This window comes from Microbulbifer maximicatervae (SeqCode), assembly GCF_056231245.1.
In genome coordinates this window covers 1878945-1900189 of record NZ_CP174334.1, presented here as the reverse complement: position 1 = coordinate 1900189, position 21245 = coordinate 1878945, and the positions used below count along the sequence as shown (strand labels likewise).

Sequence of the window (21245 nt, the reverse complement as noted above, 5' to 3'; positions counted from 1 at the left end):
TGCCTCCCTCTTTGATCCGTCAACCTTATACTCGAAATGAAACTTTCTCATGCATTGAGATTTACAAATCTGCGCCTCCTTTGAGCTAAGTAGAGATGAATTCTTTCACTGCATTTACAAAAACCTTAGAAGCCGGTTCACGCCCAAGCAAAAGGTGGCCATCGCTATTCAAACCCACGAACTTGCAATTTGGGATGCTTGCTGCAATATCAATCCCTTGCTGTATTGGTATTCTTTGATCACCCAGCGAGTGGATAACCAGTGTCGGTACAGTAACCATTTTAAGTTTATCGCGAACATCTATACTACCAAAAACTGAAAGAAATCGGGCTGCATTATTCGCTGATGTTGTAAGTCGCTGAAATTCGTCGAACCAATCTAACTCATCAGCTTTCGCGCTAGGCATAAAGGTGGACGAAAAGATGTGCCTGTATGCAGGGTTGTCTTGCCCCCAACCTGACTCTGTAAGTGTTATTATAGCTTCACGCTCTTTAATGATCTTATCAGTTGCCCCAGTCCGCCAACCTGCTGCATACCCTCCAAAAAGAATCAGCTTATTAACGCGCTCCGGATGGCGTACTGCATATTCAATAGAAACAGCTGCCCCTTGAGAAATCCCGAGTAAGGCGAACTTATCAACACCACTTGCTTCCACAACCGTCTCTAAATCAGTTACAAATGATTCAAATGAAATGGTATCCACATTCCAATCGGATAGACCATTTCCACGTTCATCATAGCGTATAAACTGGTGTTCAGCGGATAAAGCTTGGAACAAAGGGCTCCAAATTGGGGATTCCCAATCATACTCTAAGTGGCTTAACCAGTTCGCAGCTTTTATGATTGGAGTTCCCCTACCGATAGATGCGTAGGCAATTCGAGCACCATCTGATGCTTTACAAAATTTAACTTTCTGGCTCTTAATTAATGTACGTTCTAATGACTGCTTCTTAAATCCTTTTTCATAAGTTATCGCAAAGTTATTCTTTGGTGCCCATGATATGCCAGCCCTTTTAAATCTTTCTAAAAGTTTTGGGCGAATACTATCAGCCTCCTCAATACGCCCTAACATTTCTAGCTTGTTTAGTAATTGAGTTGCTGCGTTAGGATTAAATGGCTCTAGCGTTTCCCAATCTCGCGCCCACTTTAATTGCTCTGGAGGCGGGCTGTTTTTATGGGATGACAAGCGCGATAAGGTTTGCCCTCGCAAGCGTCCCACCTCCTCCCTCTCTGCTACTAACCACTGCTGAAAAAGCTCCTGATCAGGCAAATCTATACCGTCTAGGAAAGTCTCCTTTAGCTCATCATGAATTGACAGAAGCTCACTGTAAGATAACTCAGGAGCTTTAAGCTTTGAAGCTAGCTCCCTCACATCAATATGAATATCTTCCGTATTCATGCGAACCCTTTCTCGATCTGCATTTAAGCGCGCATTGTGCGGGTCATTCACAATAGGCCTGATCTTACTAAGAGACCACCTTAGCGATGCCCTAGGATCATCTGGCAGATCCCAGAAGAGCTCACACAAACGATCACGACGGTGTGGCCTTGAAGCCAATAACAAGAACGCGAGGATTGCTCGGGTTTTTTTGGAGCGAGGTAAACTTATCGCTGAACCATCATGGTAGACAGCCAACTCGCCAAACATTTGAATTGATATATTCACAACAACCTATTTACCAATTCTTGTACAAAGTCCTAAGGAGTCCCAAATTACCTCAGATCATCTTTGGGCTGAAGCGTAAAGCGCAACTCGCCACACCTAGCCTTAGCCCTTAAGAAGCGTCTATACAATCGTAGCAGCCATCAAAAAGACATATTTAATCCAAAGTAATTTTTTGACCCATTGGTTCTACTCGAATAGCTGACTACCCGTAATACCTATGAAAATATCCAGTTAGTGGCTTTCCTATTAGCCTGATATAAATATTTTGTACCACGAACTTGAGGAGCTCGGATGCTCCTGCCTGACTAAGAGCAGTCATCGTATGCTAGTAATAGATGGTACTAAAGTCACGTTAAAAAGGAAGAAACTACACATTGTCTATTTTTCATGCATTATTAGGCTTAAAGTATTATAGAAAGTCGAATATCTTGATTTTTATCTCCCTCTTACTACTCCGCGCATCAGACATGATCGATGATGTCTCAAAGAAAAGTTCTCAGAGTATTACTTTTTTGGCATCACTTACTTGATTGTTGTTAGATACAAAGAAACATTAATCAGGGGGCTCTGGATACGCCTAGACTTCCCGTCGGACCTCAAAGAATATCGGTGATAGGCTAAGCTTTAAAGGAAATAGCTTTTTAGTCATTGCAAGTGTTATTACGCTGGCCCTACGGCATCCTATGATCAATTCATAATCCGCAACAAGGCCTCCAAAAAACCTAATATTTTTAGAAAGCTATCCTCAGGCTGCACCCGCTCTGAGAGGCACTTGCATCACCTGTCCCCTCCCAGAAAAGTGGCCCAAAGGCTAACCTAAAACTATCTATGCCCTACCAAGCCAACTCCAAATGTGACCAGTCGGCCAACAACCTCTCTATGTATCTTCAGCACCCAACATCTATATATGGCACTATCTACCTTGGCACTCGTGCCCAGACCAATCATTGAAAAGAACCTATGGAACTAGAGTACGACTGTAGCGACCAACTGTTTCCGGAAAATAAGTTAAGTTTTTCTTCCGCTTTTGCAGTCGGGCCCCCATCATTGCGGTGGTGGGGGCGCTCCCAGTTATAGTAAGTCATTAGATAATGACTGATATCTCGGCGCGGCGGACCTCCAGAATGACTTTATACTACCGTTTTATGCCATACATGATCTTCCAGTGCTGCGCATCCTAACTGATCGTGGTACCGAGTATTGTGGCAAATTGGAACAGCACGATTATCAGTTATATCTAAGGAGCCTCTGAATAACTCCGTAATGCCTCTGCGGGTTTTGAAAGCTGCAGATGTTAGGCGCAGCTTGCCGCGAATGGCCGTAGCCCTTTGCAAAAGCTGCAACGCAGCAGATGCGGCCTTCAAGACCCGCCCTTCGGGGCTTGCAGAGCGATTCACACTCCGCGTTGCGACTTCTTGAAAGGTCTAGACATTCCTGCGAAGCCGCGCCTTGATTGTGAACCGCTCCGCATGCCAGGGGTATCACGGAGTTATTCAGAGGCTCTCTAAGTGTGAACGAAATAGAACACACTAAGACAAAAGCCAGGCATCCACAAATAAATGGGATCTGTGAATGCCTCCATAAAACCATTTTACAAGCGTTCTACCAACCTTCATACGCCGCAAGATCTATGGATCAATAGAAGAGTTACAAAAGGATCTGGACGAAGGCTCACATATTACAATAATTGGAGAACCCATCAGGGTAAATAGCACCTCCTGAAAAACCGGTAACTGTCAGATCAAACCTGAGCTACTATAGTTGAAGGGTAGGATCACTCGGACCCTTTTAGCTACCCGCAACTTTCTAATAGCGCTAGAAGATACCAGTCTCCCAAGCCACCAATAATAGTCCAATCTTGAGAACCTTAAACACCGACACATCAAGTTAATCGAGAATAGCCCTACATGCTCCTGTATCAGTGCGTACTTTACTCTTAGTGGTTCGCAAAGTACGCAGCTGCCTTTTTAGACACTCGCCCCCCTTACGCGCCTCCTGCAATTCCTTCGTGAGCCTGCGGACTACTGCACTTTCCTACTTGGAGTAGTCGATACCATTTAATCTATTGAGCTGCTTATCTGAGAGACGATTAAATTGACCGCGCCAGCTATAGATCTGCTGTGCACTGACACCCAGCTCGCGTGCCACAGAAGCCGTTGTCACTCCAGGCTTTTCCGCCCTTTTTACTGCCTCGATTCGGAATTCCTCTGTATACGCCTGAGTTCTTTTGTTTCCCATGATACAAGGCCGAAACCTAACTATACAGGGTGTCTACTTAACCTGGGTAAGTCTTATATCGAGCGCCGCTGAACTTGACCTACTAGCTATTAGTTAAAAAGTCTGATTGATTAAAAGCATTTAAAAAATATGGAAGCAACGAATAAAGTGTACCAATGGAAGGACTGTTTCTGAGCCTGGGATTTGAATGGATTCCTTCTCCAGGTTATACATTTATAAAATTAAAATCAGAACCTAATGGCTTACAGCAACTGTGAGCATTCCCACCGGCACAATGGGGATATCTCGCCTAGAGATGGAAAGTAAAATTAACATATTATCCGAAAATAGTTGCAATACACATCATTTAATCCTTAGATATTAATGATCCTTGATTTTAGATAATAAGTGTGGCTGGGAAAGTAGGGTTCAGTTGGTAGAGTCAGCACCTCTCCCGACTAGAAGATGGGCACTGATGGGAGTGTTTTGAAGAATAACTACAGGGGTCGAATATCCTCAAGTAATTTACATCTGTGGACGATCTATTGAGACCGAAGAACACACAACGCCTGGCTACTAGGAAAGACACAGTATAAACAGCCTGCACACTAGATAACAACTAAAATATTTTTCAGAAAAACTTGGAAGGAATTATTTTGGATTAAAGATGTGAGTTTTCGAACCAGAAAGCCCTTATTCATGCAGAGAAATAAATACCGATCTCTGTGATCCAAAAGTCAGAAACAGAGAGAAAGAATGGTAATTGGTACATGCATACCCCCAAAGGGAAGTGACCTATCCATTCATGAAAAATGCAGACATAAACGATAACCATAAAGAAAATTAAAAATAAAATTAAGACCCCTAGAAGCACTATATTCACAAAAAAGGTTAGGGGGGGGGCAACATTTCATCCATCGTCCGAACTCACACAGACAAAGTTGATGAACTTATACTAATGATCTGATCATTATTATTCACCCCAACACTCTACCTATGCTTTTTTCTTTTTCTAAAGTAGAAAGCATATCCATATCTCTTTGGTAAATACGAAAGTATTACCAGTCACAGACCGAAGACAATACGACCCCATGAAACTTTGAATATTAAGCAAACACTACCGCCACACATAAAGCACCCAAAGAAATAACAACTTGCTTTATAAAAGACCACCTTCGCCCCCCATTAAACAAATACAATCGATTACATCCCCAAAAAAAAAGACCAATATTGATAGAACCAGAAACCCCAAAATATATAGTTAAAACACCAATAAGAAACAACACCTAAAATAAAACATAATTACAATAATTACTGATTTTCATCCCCCACACGGGGACTTTCAGAGCAAGGAAAGGAAGGGGGTGGACATGTTTAATATATTTAAATTAATCAAGGAGGGACAACCATATGAGATAACACTGATACTGGCCAATAGATTCAAAATTCCTCTAAGCAACTGTATTAAAATTAATGATTATGTTACCAAAAGATTACTTAATTTTGAAAAAAATACCTCAATCGCTAGCTTATTTAAGCTGCATTATAATGACACTAAGCACTCAAAGTTTCGCGAAGGATTCCGATGGAGATGGGCTCGAAGATCATGTTGAACAACTAATAGGGTTAAACCCCAATAATTCCGATTCTGATCAAGATGGCATTCTTGATCCAGATGAATTTTATGAATTTAGAGATTTTATTGAGGCCGATACTGGTCGCACAATTAACCGGGATCATTTTCTAGTTAACCCATCTATCGATAGCGACGAAGACCAAATTACAGATTTCACTGAAGTCTACGGGTATTATAATGATGGAAACTTATTGAGAGGGGCACAAAGAGCTGTTCCCTCAGATATATGGCTAGATATGAGAGATAACTCCTCACATAATGTCATTTTAAACGGCATAACTATTCGAACTACAAGGTGGGCAATTAAAGCACTCGAAGCTGCTGGAAAGGTCACTACACAACAATTATCAAATCTCGATACAGGAGGCGAGCAAGACTTCAGAGTTCTCATCGTTGATGGGATGTACGATATTATCCGCTCCCATGTTATCAGTAAATTAGATGGACTTGGTGTTGCCAACCCGGAAACACATCAGGTAATTACCGGGTCTCCCCGCGAAGATGGAACCATCGCATCCGTAATGGCGGCGATCATGATCAATAGTGATTCTTTTGGCCCCGCTAGAGAAATCTTCTTTACAGACCCTTTTAGATACAGCACAGATTTTGACCCTTATAGTGACCGAGAAGAGGCAATTGGTATTTTTGGAGCCTCCCAACCGGTCCATGGAGCATCACACCCACTAATTGGAGCAATGCCACAACTTGTAACAACACTCGAGGGCATAACCCTTTATGATATGACTACAATTGGTGAATCTAACGGCACCGAAGTCGGCGAGGAAATCGGTGAGTATCAGACAAGGGAAAATAGTCAAACCAAAGAAAAACTATGGTTTGTTACATTAAACTTTGAAGGCAATGCTGGTACCGATGGCCTAAGCATCGGAGTAAATACCGGTGGGGGTTACGGTCAAAGCACCGGATGGTCCTCTAGTGAGGCAATAGAGACGGGCTCAAGCACATTTGAGTCTTTAAGCAGTGAAACTTCTACTGAAGTTTCAAATAGCTGCTTTTCCTCAATGGCACTGACTTTAAAGGTAACAAATACTGGGTCAGACGCGGCCTCTCAAATATTTCCATTCTGGGATATATATTTTGGCGATCAATTATGGGGAACCGTTGACTATGAAGGCAATGGGTTCTCACTAGCTGCTGGTCAGAGTGAGAGACTAGTTGTACTTGGAAGGAGTGAAGAAGGATCATGCTTAAGTGTGGAGGAAACAGATTACTTAGCGAATGGTGGTGCAGTTGGATTAGCCACAAATATTGCAAGTGCAAAAGTGACTCTCTTCAACAATGCTACAGGTCAACTCAATAACAATGCGGACTGGTCAGCCCTTATTAACTCATTCAATTCTGATCTCGCACGTATAAGTGTAAAAGGCGTGTCTGCGAACGGTAGTGACTTCAATCACAATATCTGGGTTCATGCCTATGATGAAGGTAGTTTATTACCAGACATGTCGGTAACCATTAAGGAAGCATTTGATATAGCCTATACCCAGCTAGACTGCAAGAACAGTGGCTATACAGATGCAGCCTTATGTTATCGTACTTCAGAAGGTGATTTTATTATTGGCGGCGACAATGATCGCGCATCCAGTTTTGAGTTCACATTTACAGATAGCAATTTTAACGTAATTAATGACCCAAATTTTGTAGAGCAACTAACCTCAAAAAATAACAGCTCTAATTTTTGGGATATACGATTGCCACCCAAAACAACTGTAACCATTACTCAACAAATCCCACTGTATCCAATAGTGAAAAACTATGATATTTTCCAGCTATATGGTGACAATGGAATTACTAATAATATAGAAGTGCACGCAGTCATTAATGATCATTTGGGAATAAAGAGTGTCGAGATATGCGATGGCAATCAATGTAACCCATTAAAACCCAAACTAGAATCCGGAGAACGAAGTAATAACTACTTCAAGTCTGTAAATAATATTTCCGATCTAGGTAACTTAACCCTGAAAGTAGAAAATACTTTAGGGAACATCTCAGAAACACCGGTTAGCCCCACGGCTGTAAAATATAGCAAAGAAACACAAAGAAGAATCACTTTTGCAGAAAACTATGCAATTAGCCTTAGTCAGCACCTTAAATACTATGAGGAAGAGATTAGCAGTACCGATAAAGATTACTATATAAGAATGGGATTAATATCAGATATTGACACCTTGCGAGAAAAAGTAGACGGCATCAATAATGATGCATTTTATCTTTCATCCGTATGTGATAATAACCTGAATACAATAACCCAGTGTTTCGACTCAATAGATAAATTCGATAAAACTTATCTGTCAGAAGAGCAAGTTCTTTTCAACTTGAACAAAATGCCAATTCGAAACCGATTACTAATGCCACGCGGTCAAACCCCTTCTTTTTCAGGTGATGTAGATTGTGCGATTCCCTCAAACTCCATCATTGTGGGAATGAAGGCCAAATCAGTAATTAGAGCTCCTGGTACGGATGCCAACCTCAAAATAGGTATATTTTCACGAGAAATCCTACCTACATATAAACCACAAGAGCCATTCTTTATTTTCAACTCAACTGTTGAATCATGTGATAAGTATAGCGGTAATGGCAATATGCATTTTTATGATTTTAATTTTGTAGATGGTGACAACACTAAAGCATATGCTTTCACCAATTTTGGCCTTGATGTTGATAATGGTCAAGTAAATAAACTTTGCGTGGGAAGGCACAAGGTAGACCTATCAAAAAAGGGACCTCTCACATCCACTGGAAGTCATTATAGTTCAATCTGTGGTAATAGTGATAGCTGGAGTGGCATCGAACGTAGAACGTCATCTACCCCAACAACTACGAGAGGACTGCCGTACCACTTAACTGCTGAAGCAGTACGTGCCACCGCAAAAAGTGCATCTTTTTATCGGGTTCAAATGTCTGAAATTGTTTTTGCCCAGCCCTACACTAGCGGGTTAACCAATGGTTACAGGTATCGAATTAAAAATGTTGAAACGGGAAATTATTTAGACAAGAGATCAGGAGACAATGATATTGTCGATATATCGCCGCGCAATGATGATGATCTTTCACAAATATGGATACTCGATGCCGTCAACCCACTCGAGTTTCGAATAATTTCTGCTAGCCAGAATACAATCCTTACTCAACCTAACTCATTAACGGAGAAATTTTTTACTAGGGCTATTCCCAACAATGACCAAGAGCTTGAATCAAATTATTCTCAACACTTTAGGCTCGAGTCACTTAGCGGGGGAGCAAATACTATTAAGTCTGTCTATATGAACAACAAATATATGTCAGCTGCTGGGAATCTATCAAATGCTTCAACAAGCACTAAATGGCTTTTTGAACGGGTAACTGATTAAATATTCTTATACCTCATTAAGCGCTTATGAGTTCGTTAACAAGAGGTTTCATAAGCGCATCTTAAAAAGGTGCTAGCAGCAAACTGATCTGACGAATTTGAATTCCCGATATAGTAACTAGCAACAGTTCTCTTGAGGCAGGGGCTAGTGATACAACCAGCCAGCACTATGGTGATACTATTGATTTATTTTTAACTGTGTAACTAAGGAACCTCTGAATAATTCTGAGTCAATTTGGTAATATTCACCTACCCATCAAGACTACGATGAATCATGCACCAAGTCACCTTTGCCGAAGCAGAATATAAGCTAAAGCGTCGTATAACTCGCCGAGAGAAGTTTCTTTCTCAAATGGAAACCCTCGTCCCATGGCAGCGACTAGAAGCTCAGATCACTCCTTGTTACCCACAAGGTAAACGTGGCCGACAGCCATATCCATTGAGTGTCATGCTTCGTATTCATTGCATGCAGCTATTTTACAATCTCAGTGATCCCGCTATGGAAGATGCACTGTATGAAATTGAATCCATGCGTAGTTTTGCTGGATTGACTTTGAGTAGCCCAATTCCCGATGAAACAACGATTCTTAACTTTCGCCACTTACTGGAGCTCAATCAGCTAGGTGCAGCTCTTTTTGATGAAATCAACAAACACCTTGCTGAGAATGGGATGGTACTGCGTGAAGGCACGATTGTAGATGCCACTATTATCTCTGCGCCAACTTCAACTAAGAATGAAAAGAAAGAACGTGACCCGGAAATGCATCAAACAAAGAAAGGCAATCAGTGGCATTTTGGGATGAAAATGCATATCGGGGTTGATGATGTGCTCGGAGTAATACATAGCATAGATACAACAGCAGCGAATTCGCATGATGTCACAACCACAGAGCGAGTTCTCCACGGGGAGGAGAAAAGAATCTGGGGAGACTCTGGGTACATTGGTGCGGAGAAACGTGAAGAGTTGAAAGAGCGGGAGGCGGATTGGTATATAGCAATGAAGCCGAGCAAGCTAAAAACTCTTCCAGGGCGTGATGCACTCCGTAAAGCGGAAAAGATCAAGGCGCAGATAAGAGCGAAGGTCGAGCACCCCTTCCGCTACATCAAACGGGTATTTGGTTATGACAAGGTCCGCTATCGGGGACTGGTAAAAAATACTGAGAGGCTGTGCTTACTGGCAGGCTTTACCAACTTATTAATAGGGAGAAAATACTTGGCTGCCTAGGGGTGGTTCGCCTGAAACCCACCTATTGAGGGTTTCAGATGAAAAATTAGGGGACTATTACGCGAAAATTACGCGTTTGTGCGTAATAAAGTGAATTTTTCAAGCAGCTCAGCTTAATTCTGGAAAAATGCTTCGTTGATCAGAGGATCCCTAATTGCTTTCCAACACTCAACACCTAAGTGTCTCATGAGTAAAATAATGACTGAAAACACCCTTAGTTGACTCACCCAGATGCCTATCAACATAATAGGCGGTTTTGGCTGAGCGCACCCCCCCCTCTGTTCGAGGTTTTGACAACAACCACAGCGGTAATAACTCCACTCACCTTAAAGGGCAACATAGTAGAGTTGAAATAAGTGGTCTCAACTGTCAAACCGGATAATTTAAAAGTCAACTTGTTAATACAGGGCCAACCCATCTAACACAGATCGATAACCGGATTTTGGCTCAGTATGCACCCGCAATATCGTCAATACCCATGAGGAAACTGTGGATCTATATTTCTGCAGATTTTGCGCTATAGGGTACTAAGCTGCTTATGAAGTCGAGATAGGTCGGCACACACATCCTCTGGATTGGAAGTCCGCAGTTATCCATCTCAAAGAAATTGCGCTTCACGCTGCCCCAAAAAGCACTAAGCGTCAGTATGGAAGGCCAGAGGGTCCCTCTGATCTTATATCTCAGAGGAACAGTGGATGTTAAATTCTGGTTGTTCGTGTAGTATTCATCGAGTTGAAGGTATTTTCCGTAGCGACTGCAGGAGAATATCTTACATCACGTTGATTCGCATCAAGTATAAACTGGGGTAGGATTCATCGACAGACTTCGAGGCGGTTGCCGCTGGTCTAAAAAATAGCTCCGGGAATAAGCCACTCTCTGCTGAGAATTGAGGCAGCAATTACCCACAGACTAGCAAGTCCAAGAGCAGTACACTAGCCAAACTTTTATATTCTGTTTGGAAATCCGTACGGGATTCATAAATTAACTTATACAACGAATATACTAAAGCGCCACAACAGCATGATCGGATAAACTAAAAACACATAAATTTCAACCACCTAATGAACCTTCAATGCAGGGAATATATCGAAAAGTCGATAATTTTATCCAAAACTGGAAGCCGATCTTATACCGACTTATAATCGAGCGTAGAAAGCAGCTTACCGACTTCCAGCAATATATTAGCATGATTGATTAAATCTAATCATCAATCTCTACTTTATATACATTTCGTACCTAATGATATACTTCATAGCAAACTAATATGTCTAACCTCAACAATCTGAGAACCCTCATATTCAGCATCAATACTTATACGATCTCCGTGCTTCACACTAAGGCCTTTTATTTTCTTCTTATCTAAGAAAAAATAGTTTCCAGAAACCTCATCTTTAATCAAAAAAAGATGCTCAACCTTACTAAAGCTTTTATCTTCTACAGTGACTTCCTCTAGCTTTCCGACTATAAAATCTTCAGCCGTGACACTCACCGACAAAAAAATTGAAATCGCCATCAGTAGTATTCTAAACATAATTTACACCAAAAAAGATCTGTATTTAAAAATTAATTACTATATTTTACAGTAAATTTTGCAAACTTTCTCATAGCGTCCACCGATTCAAATTTAATAGACAGGCCATTCCTGGAGTCTGTGAAAGACTCACCGACCTTTACAATCGCCACATCATTATATGCCCCACCATCAGCATAGCTGATAAATAACTCATCCTCAATTTGGTAGGGATTCATTATGGGGTGGGAAGCATGATAGTTAACATAATAATATTCTTTTCCATGACTATGACCTTCACCTCCTATTTTTACTTGCTGAGGAAGATTTTTTGAAAGCTCTCCGGGACCAAGATAAATTGACTGAATTTCTATTTCTTGTAATCCACCCAGATATGGTGTGACTACCTTTGTATACTCAGGGAATTGCTCATACCACCCTAAAAATTCACGCTGGCCACTCCCAAATAGGTTAGACCACCCTAAGCCCATTATTCCTCTTCCCCCATAATAACTTTCAAGATTTCCATCGTTATTCTCATCAAAATTTGCATGGCCTAGTCCAAAGTTATGACCCACCTCATGCTTAATAGTGGCTAAGGCTGCAACTGGCCCGCCCTCTAACCCTACAAACGACCAGTTCCCCCAAGTTGCGGCCACTCCAGCCGCACCAAATATAGATATCGGATAAAGATATACTCGATGGTCCCATTTTGTTAAATCCAGAGGTTCATTATTTTCATCTAATAAATTTTCTCTGGCCCATTCGTCAGCTTCATCTCGAAAGGTCATACCTTTATCTGTATATCGACCACCAAGGTGTTGTCTATCGAGTAACTCCTGGTAGCTGAGCATGTCGCCATTTATTTCATCGGGCACATTGTAGATTACACAATCAATTGATGAGTTTTCCTGGCCAGAGGTTCCATAGCAATAATTATCTAGAGAGCTATCATTAACACGATGCCGTACAAAATTATGCTGACCTAAAGAGTTATAATAATACACTCTATTCATTGAATTTGGGTTATTAAAAACACTATTAGCCAAATCAGATATACCGAGACTATCTAAGGATGAATTGCCATCGAACTCCATGTAAACAAATACAATACTACTTTCCTTTACCTTTATCGTATTAATAGAAAGCAATACTACCTGAGAAGTATTATCGCTTAATGACAGACTTATCGTTTCAGTAGCTGACTCTCCTGAGGCAATATTTTCAACTCCATCATTAAGGCGGTACTCCCAGTCACCATTCTTATCTACACTAAATTCACCATATTCACCATCAATGGTATCTTCAGTAAATGTTGGGGCATTTCCGTCGACATCAGTAATAGTTACTGTTCCAGATAAGTACTCTGTATCGCCAACGACTAATGTACCAATTGGAGACTCTACGTTAAATTCGTATGGATCATCAAAACCTACAATAGTAATCGTAATAGGTGTTGTTTCACTACTTGAGTCAATACCTATAACAAAATTATCTCTGACAACTTCCTCTCCCTTAATTGGATCTGATAGAGCCTCATCAAGTACATACACCCAACTCCCATCTATACTTACTTCAATCTCCCCATATGCTCCCTGAAAACTGCCTTGAGCGAATTGAAGGCCGCTATTTGTATCACTGATGAGCTTTCCAGATATTTTCTCTTCGATATTTTCTGAAATTCTACCGGTTCCACCTGTTATTTGATACGAACCTCCGCCTCCAGAGTTACTACCACCTCCTGAGTTACTACCACCTCCTGAGTTATTGCCACCTCCTGAGTTATTGCCACTTCCTGAGTTATTGCCACCTCCTGCGCTATTGCCACTTCCAGCAGAACTTTCATCGGTAGCTTGGCCTGAGCTTTCCCCACCACCTCCACATGAGGCTATAAGAACAGACAACAAAATGCTAACGGCGATCTCTCGTATATTTTTCACATATTCTCCAAAGTACTATCTCTAGGGTTGTTTGGCTTTGTCCTACATTATTTTCTATAAACATAAACCTATCAGTAAGTAAATACTGCGAGTGTTATAGAAATAAAAACTTCAGATAGAACAATTAACCATCTATATACAACCCTTATATTGCGTATACAACCACTCATTCGACGTATATTGATTAAATGCTTATACCTGATGTCAAATGGTGAAGGCGTCATTATTTTATATAACCCATTATTTTCATTATTTTTTGGTCTGATAATTTTAGGAATTGGTCTTTATTGACGGGTATTTGGTATTTTTTCTTACTTTTGTGAACTTTATTCAGTTATCGATATCCTCGCCGGAACCCAACACCCCCTCATATATTCGAACTTATTCGATTATATATTCCACAACCGCTACACAATAAGTTTATCGACTCATGTTATTTAACCAGGGAATACTCCAGCTTATTTACATTGGTCTACTTTTCCACATTTTTATTTACATAACCACCATCTAGACAATATGGAAAAATCTTTACACGATGATTAATTTTTATTCCAAGGAATAACTACGATTCTTTATTCCACAAGTGGATCACCATGTGGCCTGGCAAATAATTCATTTGACGGCCATCCTCTTTTACTCGCTCCTGATCTACTGTTCAAAAGATCCATTACAAATTGATCCTGCTCGGCCATCACCTTATTAAAACCGGCATCCTTTGGGAAATATTTTCGCTCCAAGCCGTTTGTATTCTCACTGATTCTTCTCTACCAAGATAAATATGGGTGAACAAAGTAAAATATCTACTTCTAAGCAATCTACAATTGTTTCTTGTTCAGCGAATTCGAGACTACTATCAAAGGTAATCGTTTTGATTTTATCTTCGAAACTTACCTTGCGACTAATCGCTGCTTCAGCCAGCAAGTCTGATTGTTTACATATCAATGTAACAATAACAGTAAATAGTGTCTTGCGTTCAGGCATAGTCAGTAATTAACCGCGTCGATCACACCTATCGTAGCACTTGCCATGGGACTTTGATGCAATCCTAAGGTGCTTGTATTAGCTTCATAATTTTCCGATCTAAATAAATTTGTTGGTAGATCATCTCACCGTGTAACGACAACCCCGTACACCTCTTCATATAGCTTACGACTTGCTGTGGTCTGAGTTAGGGCCTCTATTTGTTTCCACATGCCATCAGTCACCCTCTGTGCTTTATACACTTGCTAGCGTCTTAGCGCTGCAAGCTTATGTTCTTGTCCCGGGCGATATCCTAAGTATTACACTGCAGCTTTTAGTCGATCATTGCGAGATACCTCTCTAACGGTTTTGCTATTGTTTTCTAAGAATGCATGGATGTTCTAAAACTGTAAATCTGGCATCGTTCGATCTCGCTCCGTTGGTAGCAGCTCATCATTTTCTTTCACTTGATTGAGATAGATTCCGGCTCTACCAACTGAGCCCACTCTTACCAATTACTCTTATTATCCGAAACCAACAATTTGTGTCATTGCAGGTATCAATTTAATTAAAGCAAAACAGTTTAATGGTTTCAAAACTTAGGGCGGGATCCTGTGGCGTACTGGGTATGCTTGATACGGCAGGTTCCTCTTTGTGATTACTAGAGTCAACACCAGAATGGATTGCGGGGGTATAGTGCTGGAGTCTCTTGGCTTTTAAATGTAGCTTATGAAGTGACCCACTAACCCCGGATACCATAATGACTTTATGCTTTCGGGCATTTTCATAGGTTGTAGAGTCCAAATGCGATAGGCCCGGATTTTGGTTGGCATTTCAGCGTATCGGGTGAACGCCTGGCGAGAACTCTTTATAGAAATATTAAAGGGGAGCTAGCGAAGGCAGACTCAAGGCCAGTCCACCACTTCAGCGACGCGGCTGTTGAGCGAAAAAATGAGGATGTGATTTTTTAGAGGTACCCTCGAGTATAAACAGCACGGCGGAGGGGATGTGCATATGGGATTGCTCCTATACCTTTCTGAAAACTGTAAGTATTAAGAATACCAGTAACCTGTTAATAATCATACAACTGTCTGTCGCATGCTAATCCCCCCCCGCTTTAATGTGAGGGGGTATTAGAGTCGCGAGCAAAAATAATTAGTAAGTATAGATCTCTATCGCTGAGGATCCATCCGGGTCTACTGGGTATTCATATGCGCTAACAGCCAGCGTTTGCCCATCGCCACTGAGGCTGATAGTCGTTCCGAAAGAGTCACCCTGCTCAGTATTGCTACTCTTGAGATAAGCCTGCTGCTGCCAGGTATTGGCCTGCCGTGCAAACATGTAAGCTGCACCAGAGCTTATAGCACCATTATTGTGTTGATCACCATTGATACCTTGGGCACTGCTGCCCTCAAAAATAGCGCCAACAGCCAGAGTTTGGCCATCGGCACTGAGACTGATAGGGAACCCGAAATGATCACCCTGTTCAGTATTGCTGCCCTTGAGATAGGCTTGCTGCTGCCAGATATTGGCCTCTCGAACAAACACGTAAGCTGCGCCAGAGCTTATAGCATCATTGCTGTGTTGATTACCATTGATACCTTGGGCGCTGCTGTCCTCAAGATCAGCACCGACAGCCAGAGTTTGGCCATCGGCACTGAGGCTGATAGCCATTCCGAAAAAGTCATCCTGTTCAGTATTGCTGCCCTTGATATAGGCTTGCTGCTGCCAGATATTGGCCTCTCGTACAAATACGTAAGCTGCCCCAGCAAATGGGGCATCATTGTTGTGTTGATCGCCATTGATACCCTGGGCGCTGCTGTTCTCAGAAACAGCACCAACAGCCAGGGTTTGGCCATCGGCACTGAGGCTGATAGAGCTCCCGAATTCATCACGCTCTTCAGTATTGCTGCCCTTAAGATAGGCTTGCTGCTGCCAGATATTGGCCTCTCGTACAAATACGTAAGCTGCCCCAGCAATTGGGGCATCATTGTTATGTTGATCGCCATTGATACCTTGGGCGCTGCTGCTCTCAGAAACAGCACCAACAGCCAGAGTTTGGCCATCGGCACTGAGACTGATAGAGCTCCCGAAAGCGTCACCCTCTTCAGTATTACTACCCTTGAGATAGGCTTGCTGTTGCCAGGTATTGGCTTCTCGTACAAACACGTAAGCCGCCCCAGCAATTGGGGCATCATTGTTGTGTTGATCGCCATTGATACCTTGGGCGCTGCTACCCTCAAAATGAGCACCAACAGCCAGAGTTTGACCATCGGCACTGAGACTGATAGAGCTCCCGAATTCGTCACCCTCTTCAGTATTATTGCCTTTGAGATTGGCATCCTGCACCCACACTCCCCCCTCTCTGATAAACAGGAAGACTGCATTTTCACTGTGATTAGCTACGGCCAGGGTGTGGCCATCACCACTGAGGCTGACAGAGAAGAGCTCTTCGGTATCATCGATCTTGAGGTAGCCAATGGCAGCGACCAATGCGTCGCTCACTGAGATAAGGTCTGAGTCACTGCACTGCTCCAATTCACCCTCCCCGTTACAAGCTTGTAGTAGGTACTGAGCATTTGCCCGCGCGTAGAGCGGCACTTCTAGCGTTATGGTTTCACTCCCCTGGGGAATATGCTCTGCGACAGGAGTAAACCCAGATAGCCCATCTGAGTTTTCCAGTAAATGGTAATGACTGGCGTTGCCGGTATCGGTCCAACTAAAGCGGAACAACTTAACGGGCTCAAAGCTTAGGGTGAAATCCTGTGGTGGATTAGGAATATCGGGTGTCTCTTCTACGGCAGGTGTCTCTTCTACGGCAGGTGTCTCTTCGTTGTTACTCTCGTTGCTACCGGACCCTCCACTGCTGCAAGCAGTAAGGAGGGAGAGGATAGTTATTATAAAGATGGCTTTAATGGACTGCGGGGGCATGGTGATAGGATCTCTACGCTTTTTAATACAACAGCTCAATTATTCATATCGCCCGTGCTGTTTCTTTAGGATTTGGGCATTTTTTATAGGTCACAGAGTCACAAAACTAATAAGACGGCACTGAGCAGTGGGGTCTTAGGTTCAATGTACCTGTCAAGATGATGATCCGAGGAGTTGGGTGCACACAGGCGCAATTCCCAGTCCGGGTATTGCTTACGGAAAACCAGCAGAACAGGTACAGGGCAGCAATTGTGGCAATGAGAGTGGAGTAGTGAACCCAGGCTGATTCTGCCCCACCGGGTAGAAAGTGTTTTTCTTCAACGCTGCGACGGCGATATAAAATTAGCGCATAAAAAATGACTGTCGCAATCACAAAGATGCGGGACCAACGGGTTTATTGTTCGTCAGATCCCACCTGGGCCACAAGACAGCACACCGCTGAATCAGCATAATCACAGTAAACAGACAGTGCTGCTGATGCGGCATTTTGTCAAACGGCTGACTGACTGTTGGAAATATGGTAGTAAGCATCAGTTGGATTAGTTCAGACCAAATCTGAACTACTACAGTTTAGTCGTCAGTGGGATCGATAGTTATCTTCTTACAGAGTTTTTTCCATATTGCCTGCATGTTAATTACGCTAAAGAAGTTATGAAACAGTTTCTAGGGGAAAGGAGCATCTGCGATATTTCATCTACAGATGCCTACCCCCTTAATTATTAGAGTCAATATTAGCTAAAATGAAAATTTCAAAGCTTAGGTATCAGCTATTACCTTCTAAATTTATGCACCTAAAAAATTTAGCAGCATATCCCCTCTTGTCCGATAATAATCTTCGTTCGCACCCTTTCCTGTATGCAGCACCCTAATATCATCCAATATTTTTTTCTTGTGCTTCACCACCGAGCCTACTATAGAAATCTTTCACCTCATGTGCGCAGTTTTCACCAAGCTTCCCTTTGTCCAGTAAAACTGCATTGAAGTGTATCAGAGATTCCTTTTCTTTATAGCTAATTTCTCCGCACAACTTATCTGCCAATGCACCCAAGTTATTACTTCGAAGGTTTACCAACAGCTTCAACTGCCGATCAGGAAATAATTGTTTGAAAATATTATGTTGCTGTTCAGGTTTCAGCTGGGTAGATAAAATTGCAGCGAGCGTAAGGTTTTGCTTATGGATCATCACAGACATCAGTGCTACTGAGCCATCAAAAAGATATGATACGAGCCCAAAGAATAGATTGTTATCGGATTTAATCCTATGAATAAAGCATGTATAGTTCCGTCTCAGGTACTTTCCATCGGTTGCGTTTAGATATCCATCAAAAATTTGACTGTTGTTCAAATTTTGACAAAGCTTGTCCGCGAGCTTATCCATTCCTGGGTCCCGACAGCCTCCAAGTAACTTCATTTGCTGGCCTGGATCTAGCTGTTCAATCATGCCATTCTGTTGATCGGAACTCACATGTGTAAGTAATAAGGCTGCACGGTGAGGACTTTTGTAAATTAATGTGGACATAACCGTAGGTTTTATGTCCCCTAGGCTTAGTGACTTAGTCTTTATTTGATTCGGACGGACGGCTTTGGGGCGTGATCAGTTTGTTTTCTGCCACAGAATCTAGTAAAAATTCGGCCGCAGAGATCGGCCCTGCGCGCTTCGATTAATCTTTTTCGACATGTATTACGCTCAGCGGATCGCTTACCTTGTGTGTTATTTTTATGCTGAGGCGCTCCACTTGTTGCTCTTGTGCTACCGACTGAATTTACACCCATTGTTTTCACTTCTTCTTATGATGCTAATAATTTCTATATTTTATCTTGAGGAACCTCTAAATGCTTTATTTTATGGGCTTTAGTTTTTAACTCCTTGGTTTCAGATAATAATCCACCATATCCTTACCCCCCAATAAGCATGATCGTTATTGTAAAATACGGGGCATTCGTCCAGATACACCTGAAGACCCCCAACAAATCCATAGATAATCACCAAATAATGAAAACAGGCAGAATTCCTATAAACTAGTTATACCATAACGCATATAGTTATTATTTTGTTTCAGATGTCCGCTTTTAAGTGTCCCCCATCTCATTCATGTTCAATATTGCTCATATTCATATCCCCCTAATTTACTTCGATACCTCGCTTCCTAGACAGTTAGGATGTGCATCAATAGAATATTAGTTATTGGATGCAATAGTAATACAGGGTCCTTCAGAAGTTCCTCCACAGTAATGTGGTATTTTGATTGAATACATCCGATCATGAGGCAACTGCGCATAACTATTAATTAGGTTTCCTTAGCAATCCGGCATAATGAAGTATCCTATGGGCCTAGATAGCCTGGGTGCTGGGTACCGATGTCATCACAAGCTTCGTCATGCTGCTTTCGCGCTAAAGCCTGGATTTGCAATTAAGGTAAGATGAGCCTCTCCTTTAACACCTTTGCCTCAAGCTAATCGAAATTTGAAGCTCCCCAGGTCAAGCAGCCACAACCAGGTGCACTGTTATGCCCTAGACCCCATAATCGACTCAATGATATGAGCGCTAGTTTCTAAATCTTGGCCATAAGTTGAAGACAGCCCAATAACGGGAAATAAACTTAGAGAATGCAGAAAAAAAGAAAATTGATGGGGGGGGAGCTCTGCTCAGCACAAAACAGGCAGCATTCAACGCGCCGCCGGCTTCTGCAATCTAACAATTTTTAGTCGTACATTGGGTTGCGAAGAATAGGGCAAACCGCATCTTCACTCTTAGCCATATAATGGCTCTTTGATGGTATTGCCATTTACAAAGTCGGCCTCATTGGGTACTGGATAAATATTTTTAGGTTTTAGGCGCTTTTCGACATAGGGTAATTAAAGGTAAGTTAAGGGGACCGGCCTCCAAGAGCCCCTGATAACCGAGGGAACCTTTAAATAATCTCACAATATCTCTACGGATTGTGATTACATTTAGCGGACTTACAGCAGTGGCGACCCATTACACCTAAATTAATTTCTATCGGTAACGGCGGGCAAGTTGCCGGCCTCCTATCCCGACAGCTGGATCGACTATTGTGCACACCAGTGAACTCACCCTCAACAAGTCGCGATTAAATCAGATTTATTCTTGCCATTTCATTACCTGAAACTCAACACTACTTACTCAAAACTAAAAATTATTACCAAGCGCTTATCTTGTAAGCATTAACATTCCATTGACCCGAGTAAGCTTGCCAACGTGACAAATAAGCATGGCGATAAAAAGCATCAAAAAAATTAAGAAAATCATTTTTTGATGGGAAGCGGTATTCACCATAGTTTGGGTCAAAGAACAGAGCACCAACCTCAGTGGGAATACGCTCATCCGCGATCCAAACAGCTATTGCATGTCCAGCACGCCGTGAACTAATAGAAACATATCCATAGGTTTCTTGAAAGCGTCCAAATGCATTTACAAGACATCTATTAACCGGTGGAATGGGGTTCGCAGGTGGCTGCGGATTGCCCGGTACTATTGGTGCAAGGTTTTGTAGGGCTAAATCTGCCCAACTAGTGCAATACTCATTCGCCTTAGTAAGACCATTGTGAATTAACCAATTATCGATATTATCCCTCTGCCTACCTCCCCCCTTAGTCCAAAAATGAAAATCCTTTGCCACCTTGACTAATTCACCTGTATTAAGCGATCTATAAGTGGGATATCTTATTGGACCTAGAGTTATAGAGCATGGAGTTAATCCAAGCTTGTCTGGTAGGCTTTTATCATCTACCGCATGAGTCTTGATCCAGTGCGCACTGAGCGCGG

At 42.1% G+C, this 21245-nt stretch carries 10 protein-coding genes and 2 pseudogenes; 4 read left to right on the top strand and 8 right to left on the bottom strand.

Annotation, left to right across the window (positions count from 1 at the left end):
• Positions 1-85: 85 nt before the first annotated feature.
• Positions 86-1399: an alpha/beta fold hydrolase gene (locus tag ACJJIS_RS08220; RefSeq protein WP_475709972.1), complete on the bottom strand. Its 1314-nt coding sequence runs from the start codon at positions 1397-1399 to the stop codon at positions 86-88.
• Positions 1400-2774: 1375 nt separating this feature from the next.
• Here ACJJIS_RS08220 and ACJJIS_RS08215 point away from each other — a divergent pair.
• Together ACJJIS_RS08215 and ACJJIS_RS08210 are read left to right on the top strand one after the other, a co-directional pair.
• Positions 2775-2906 (top strand): annotated as a pseudogene (locus ACJJIS_RS08215) (IS481 family transposase); the annotation flags it as partial.
• A gap of 264 nt (positions 2907-3170) precedes the next feature.
• Positions 3171-3375 (top strand): annotated as a pseudogene (locus tag ACJJIS_RS08210) (integrase core domain-containing protein); the annotation flags it as partial.
• Between the two features lie 325 nt (positions 3376-3700).
• Here ACJJIS_RS08210 and ACJJIS_RS08205 read toward each other — a convergent pair.
• The gene (locus tag ACJJIS_RS08205) at positions 3701-3904 is read right to left on the bottom strand and encodes a transposase (protein ID WP_444897020.1); all 204 of its coding nucleotides are present in this window, start codon (positions 3902-3904) and stop codon (positions 3701-3703) included.
• Positions 3905-5362: 1458 nt separating this feature from the next.
• Between ACJJIS_RS08205 and ACJJIS_RS08200 the strand changes: the two genes are divergently transcribed.
• Together ACJJIS_RS08200 and ACJJIS_RS08195 are read left to right on the top strand one after the other, a co-directional pair.
• Complete coding sequence (locus ACJJIS_RS08200; RefSeq protein ID WP_475709971.1) at positions 5363-8893, top strand: hypothetical protein; 3531 nt, start codon at positions 5363-5365, stop codon at positions 8891-8893.
• Between the two features lie 273 nt (positions 8894-9166).
• Complete coding sequence (locus tag ACJJIS_RS08195) at positions 9167-10117, top strand: IS5 family transposase (protein WP_444959510.1); 951 nt, start codon at positions 9167-9169, stop codon at positions 10115-10117.
• 1249 nt (positions 10118-11366) lie between these two features.
• Here ACJJIS_RS08195 and ACJJIS_RS08190 read toward each other — a convergent pair.
• From ACJJIS_RS08190 to ACJJIS_RS08165, 6 genes are all read right to left on the bottom strand, one after another.
• A complete protein-coding gene (locus ACJJIS_RS08190) occupies positions 11367-11648 on the bottom strand; it encodes a hypothetical protein (protein ID WP_444897018.1) in 282 nt (93 codons plus the stop codon).
• Between the two features lie 32 nt (positions 11649-11680).
• Entirely contained in the window at positions 11681-13567 is a 1887-nt protein-coding gene (locus ACJJIS_RS08185; RefSeq protein ID WP_475709970.1) for a VCBS domain-containing protein, read from the bottom strand.
• A gap of 750 nt (positions 13568-14317) precedes the next feature.
• Positions 14318-14548: a hypothetical protein gene (locus ACJJIS_RS08180; protein ID WP_444897016.1), complete on the bottom strand. Its 231-nt coding sequence runs from the start codon at positions 14546-14548 to the stop codon at positions 14318-14320.
• Positions 14549-15682: 1134 nt separating this feature from the next.
• On the bottom strand, positions 15683-17458 hold the full coding sequence (locus ACJJIS_RS08175; protein ID WP_444897015.1) for an FG-GAP repeat protein: 1776 nt from the start codon (positions 17456-17458) through the stop codon (positions 15683-15685).
• An 871-nt stretch (positions 17459-18329) separates the two neighbouring features.
• The gene (locus ACJJIS_RS08170; RefSeq protein WP_475709969.1) at positions 18330-18977 is read right to left on the bottom strand and encodes a hypothetical protein; all 648 of its coding nucleotides are present in this window, start codon (positions 18975-18977) and stop codon (positions 18330-18332) included.
• Between the two features lie 1642 nt (positions 18978-20619).
• On the bottom strand, positions 20620-21099 hold the full coding sequence (locus ACJJIS_RS08165) for a YopT-type cysteine protease domain-containing protein (RefSeq protein WP_444897013.1): 480 nt from the start codon (positions 21097-21099) through the stop codon (positions 20620-20622).
• Positions 21100-21245: the final 146 nt, after the last annotated feature.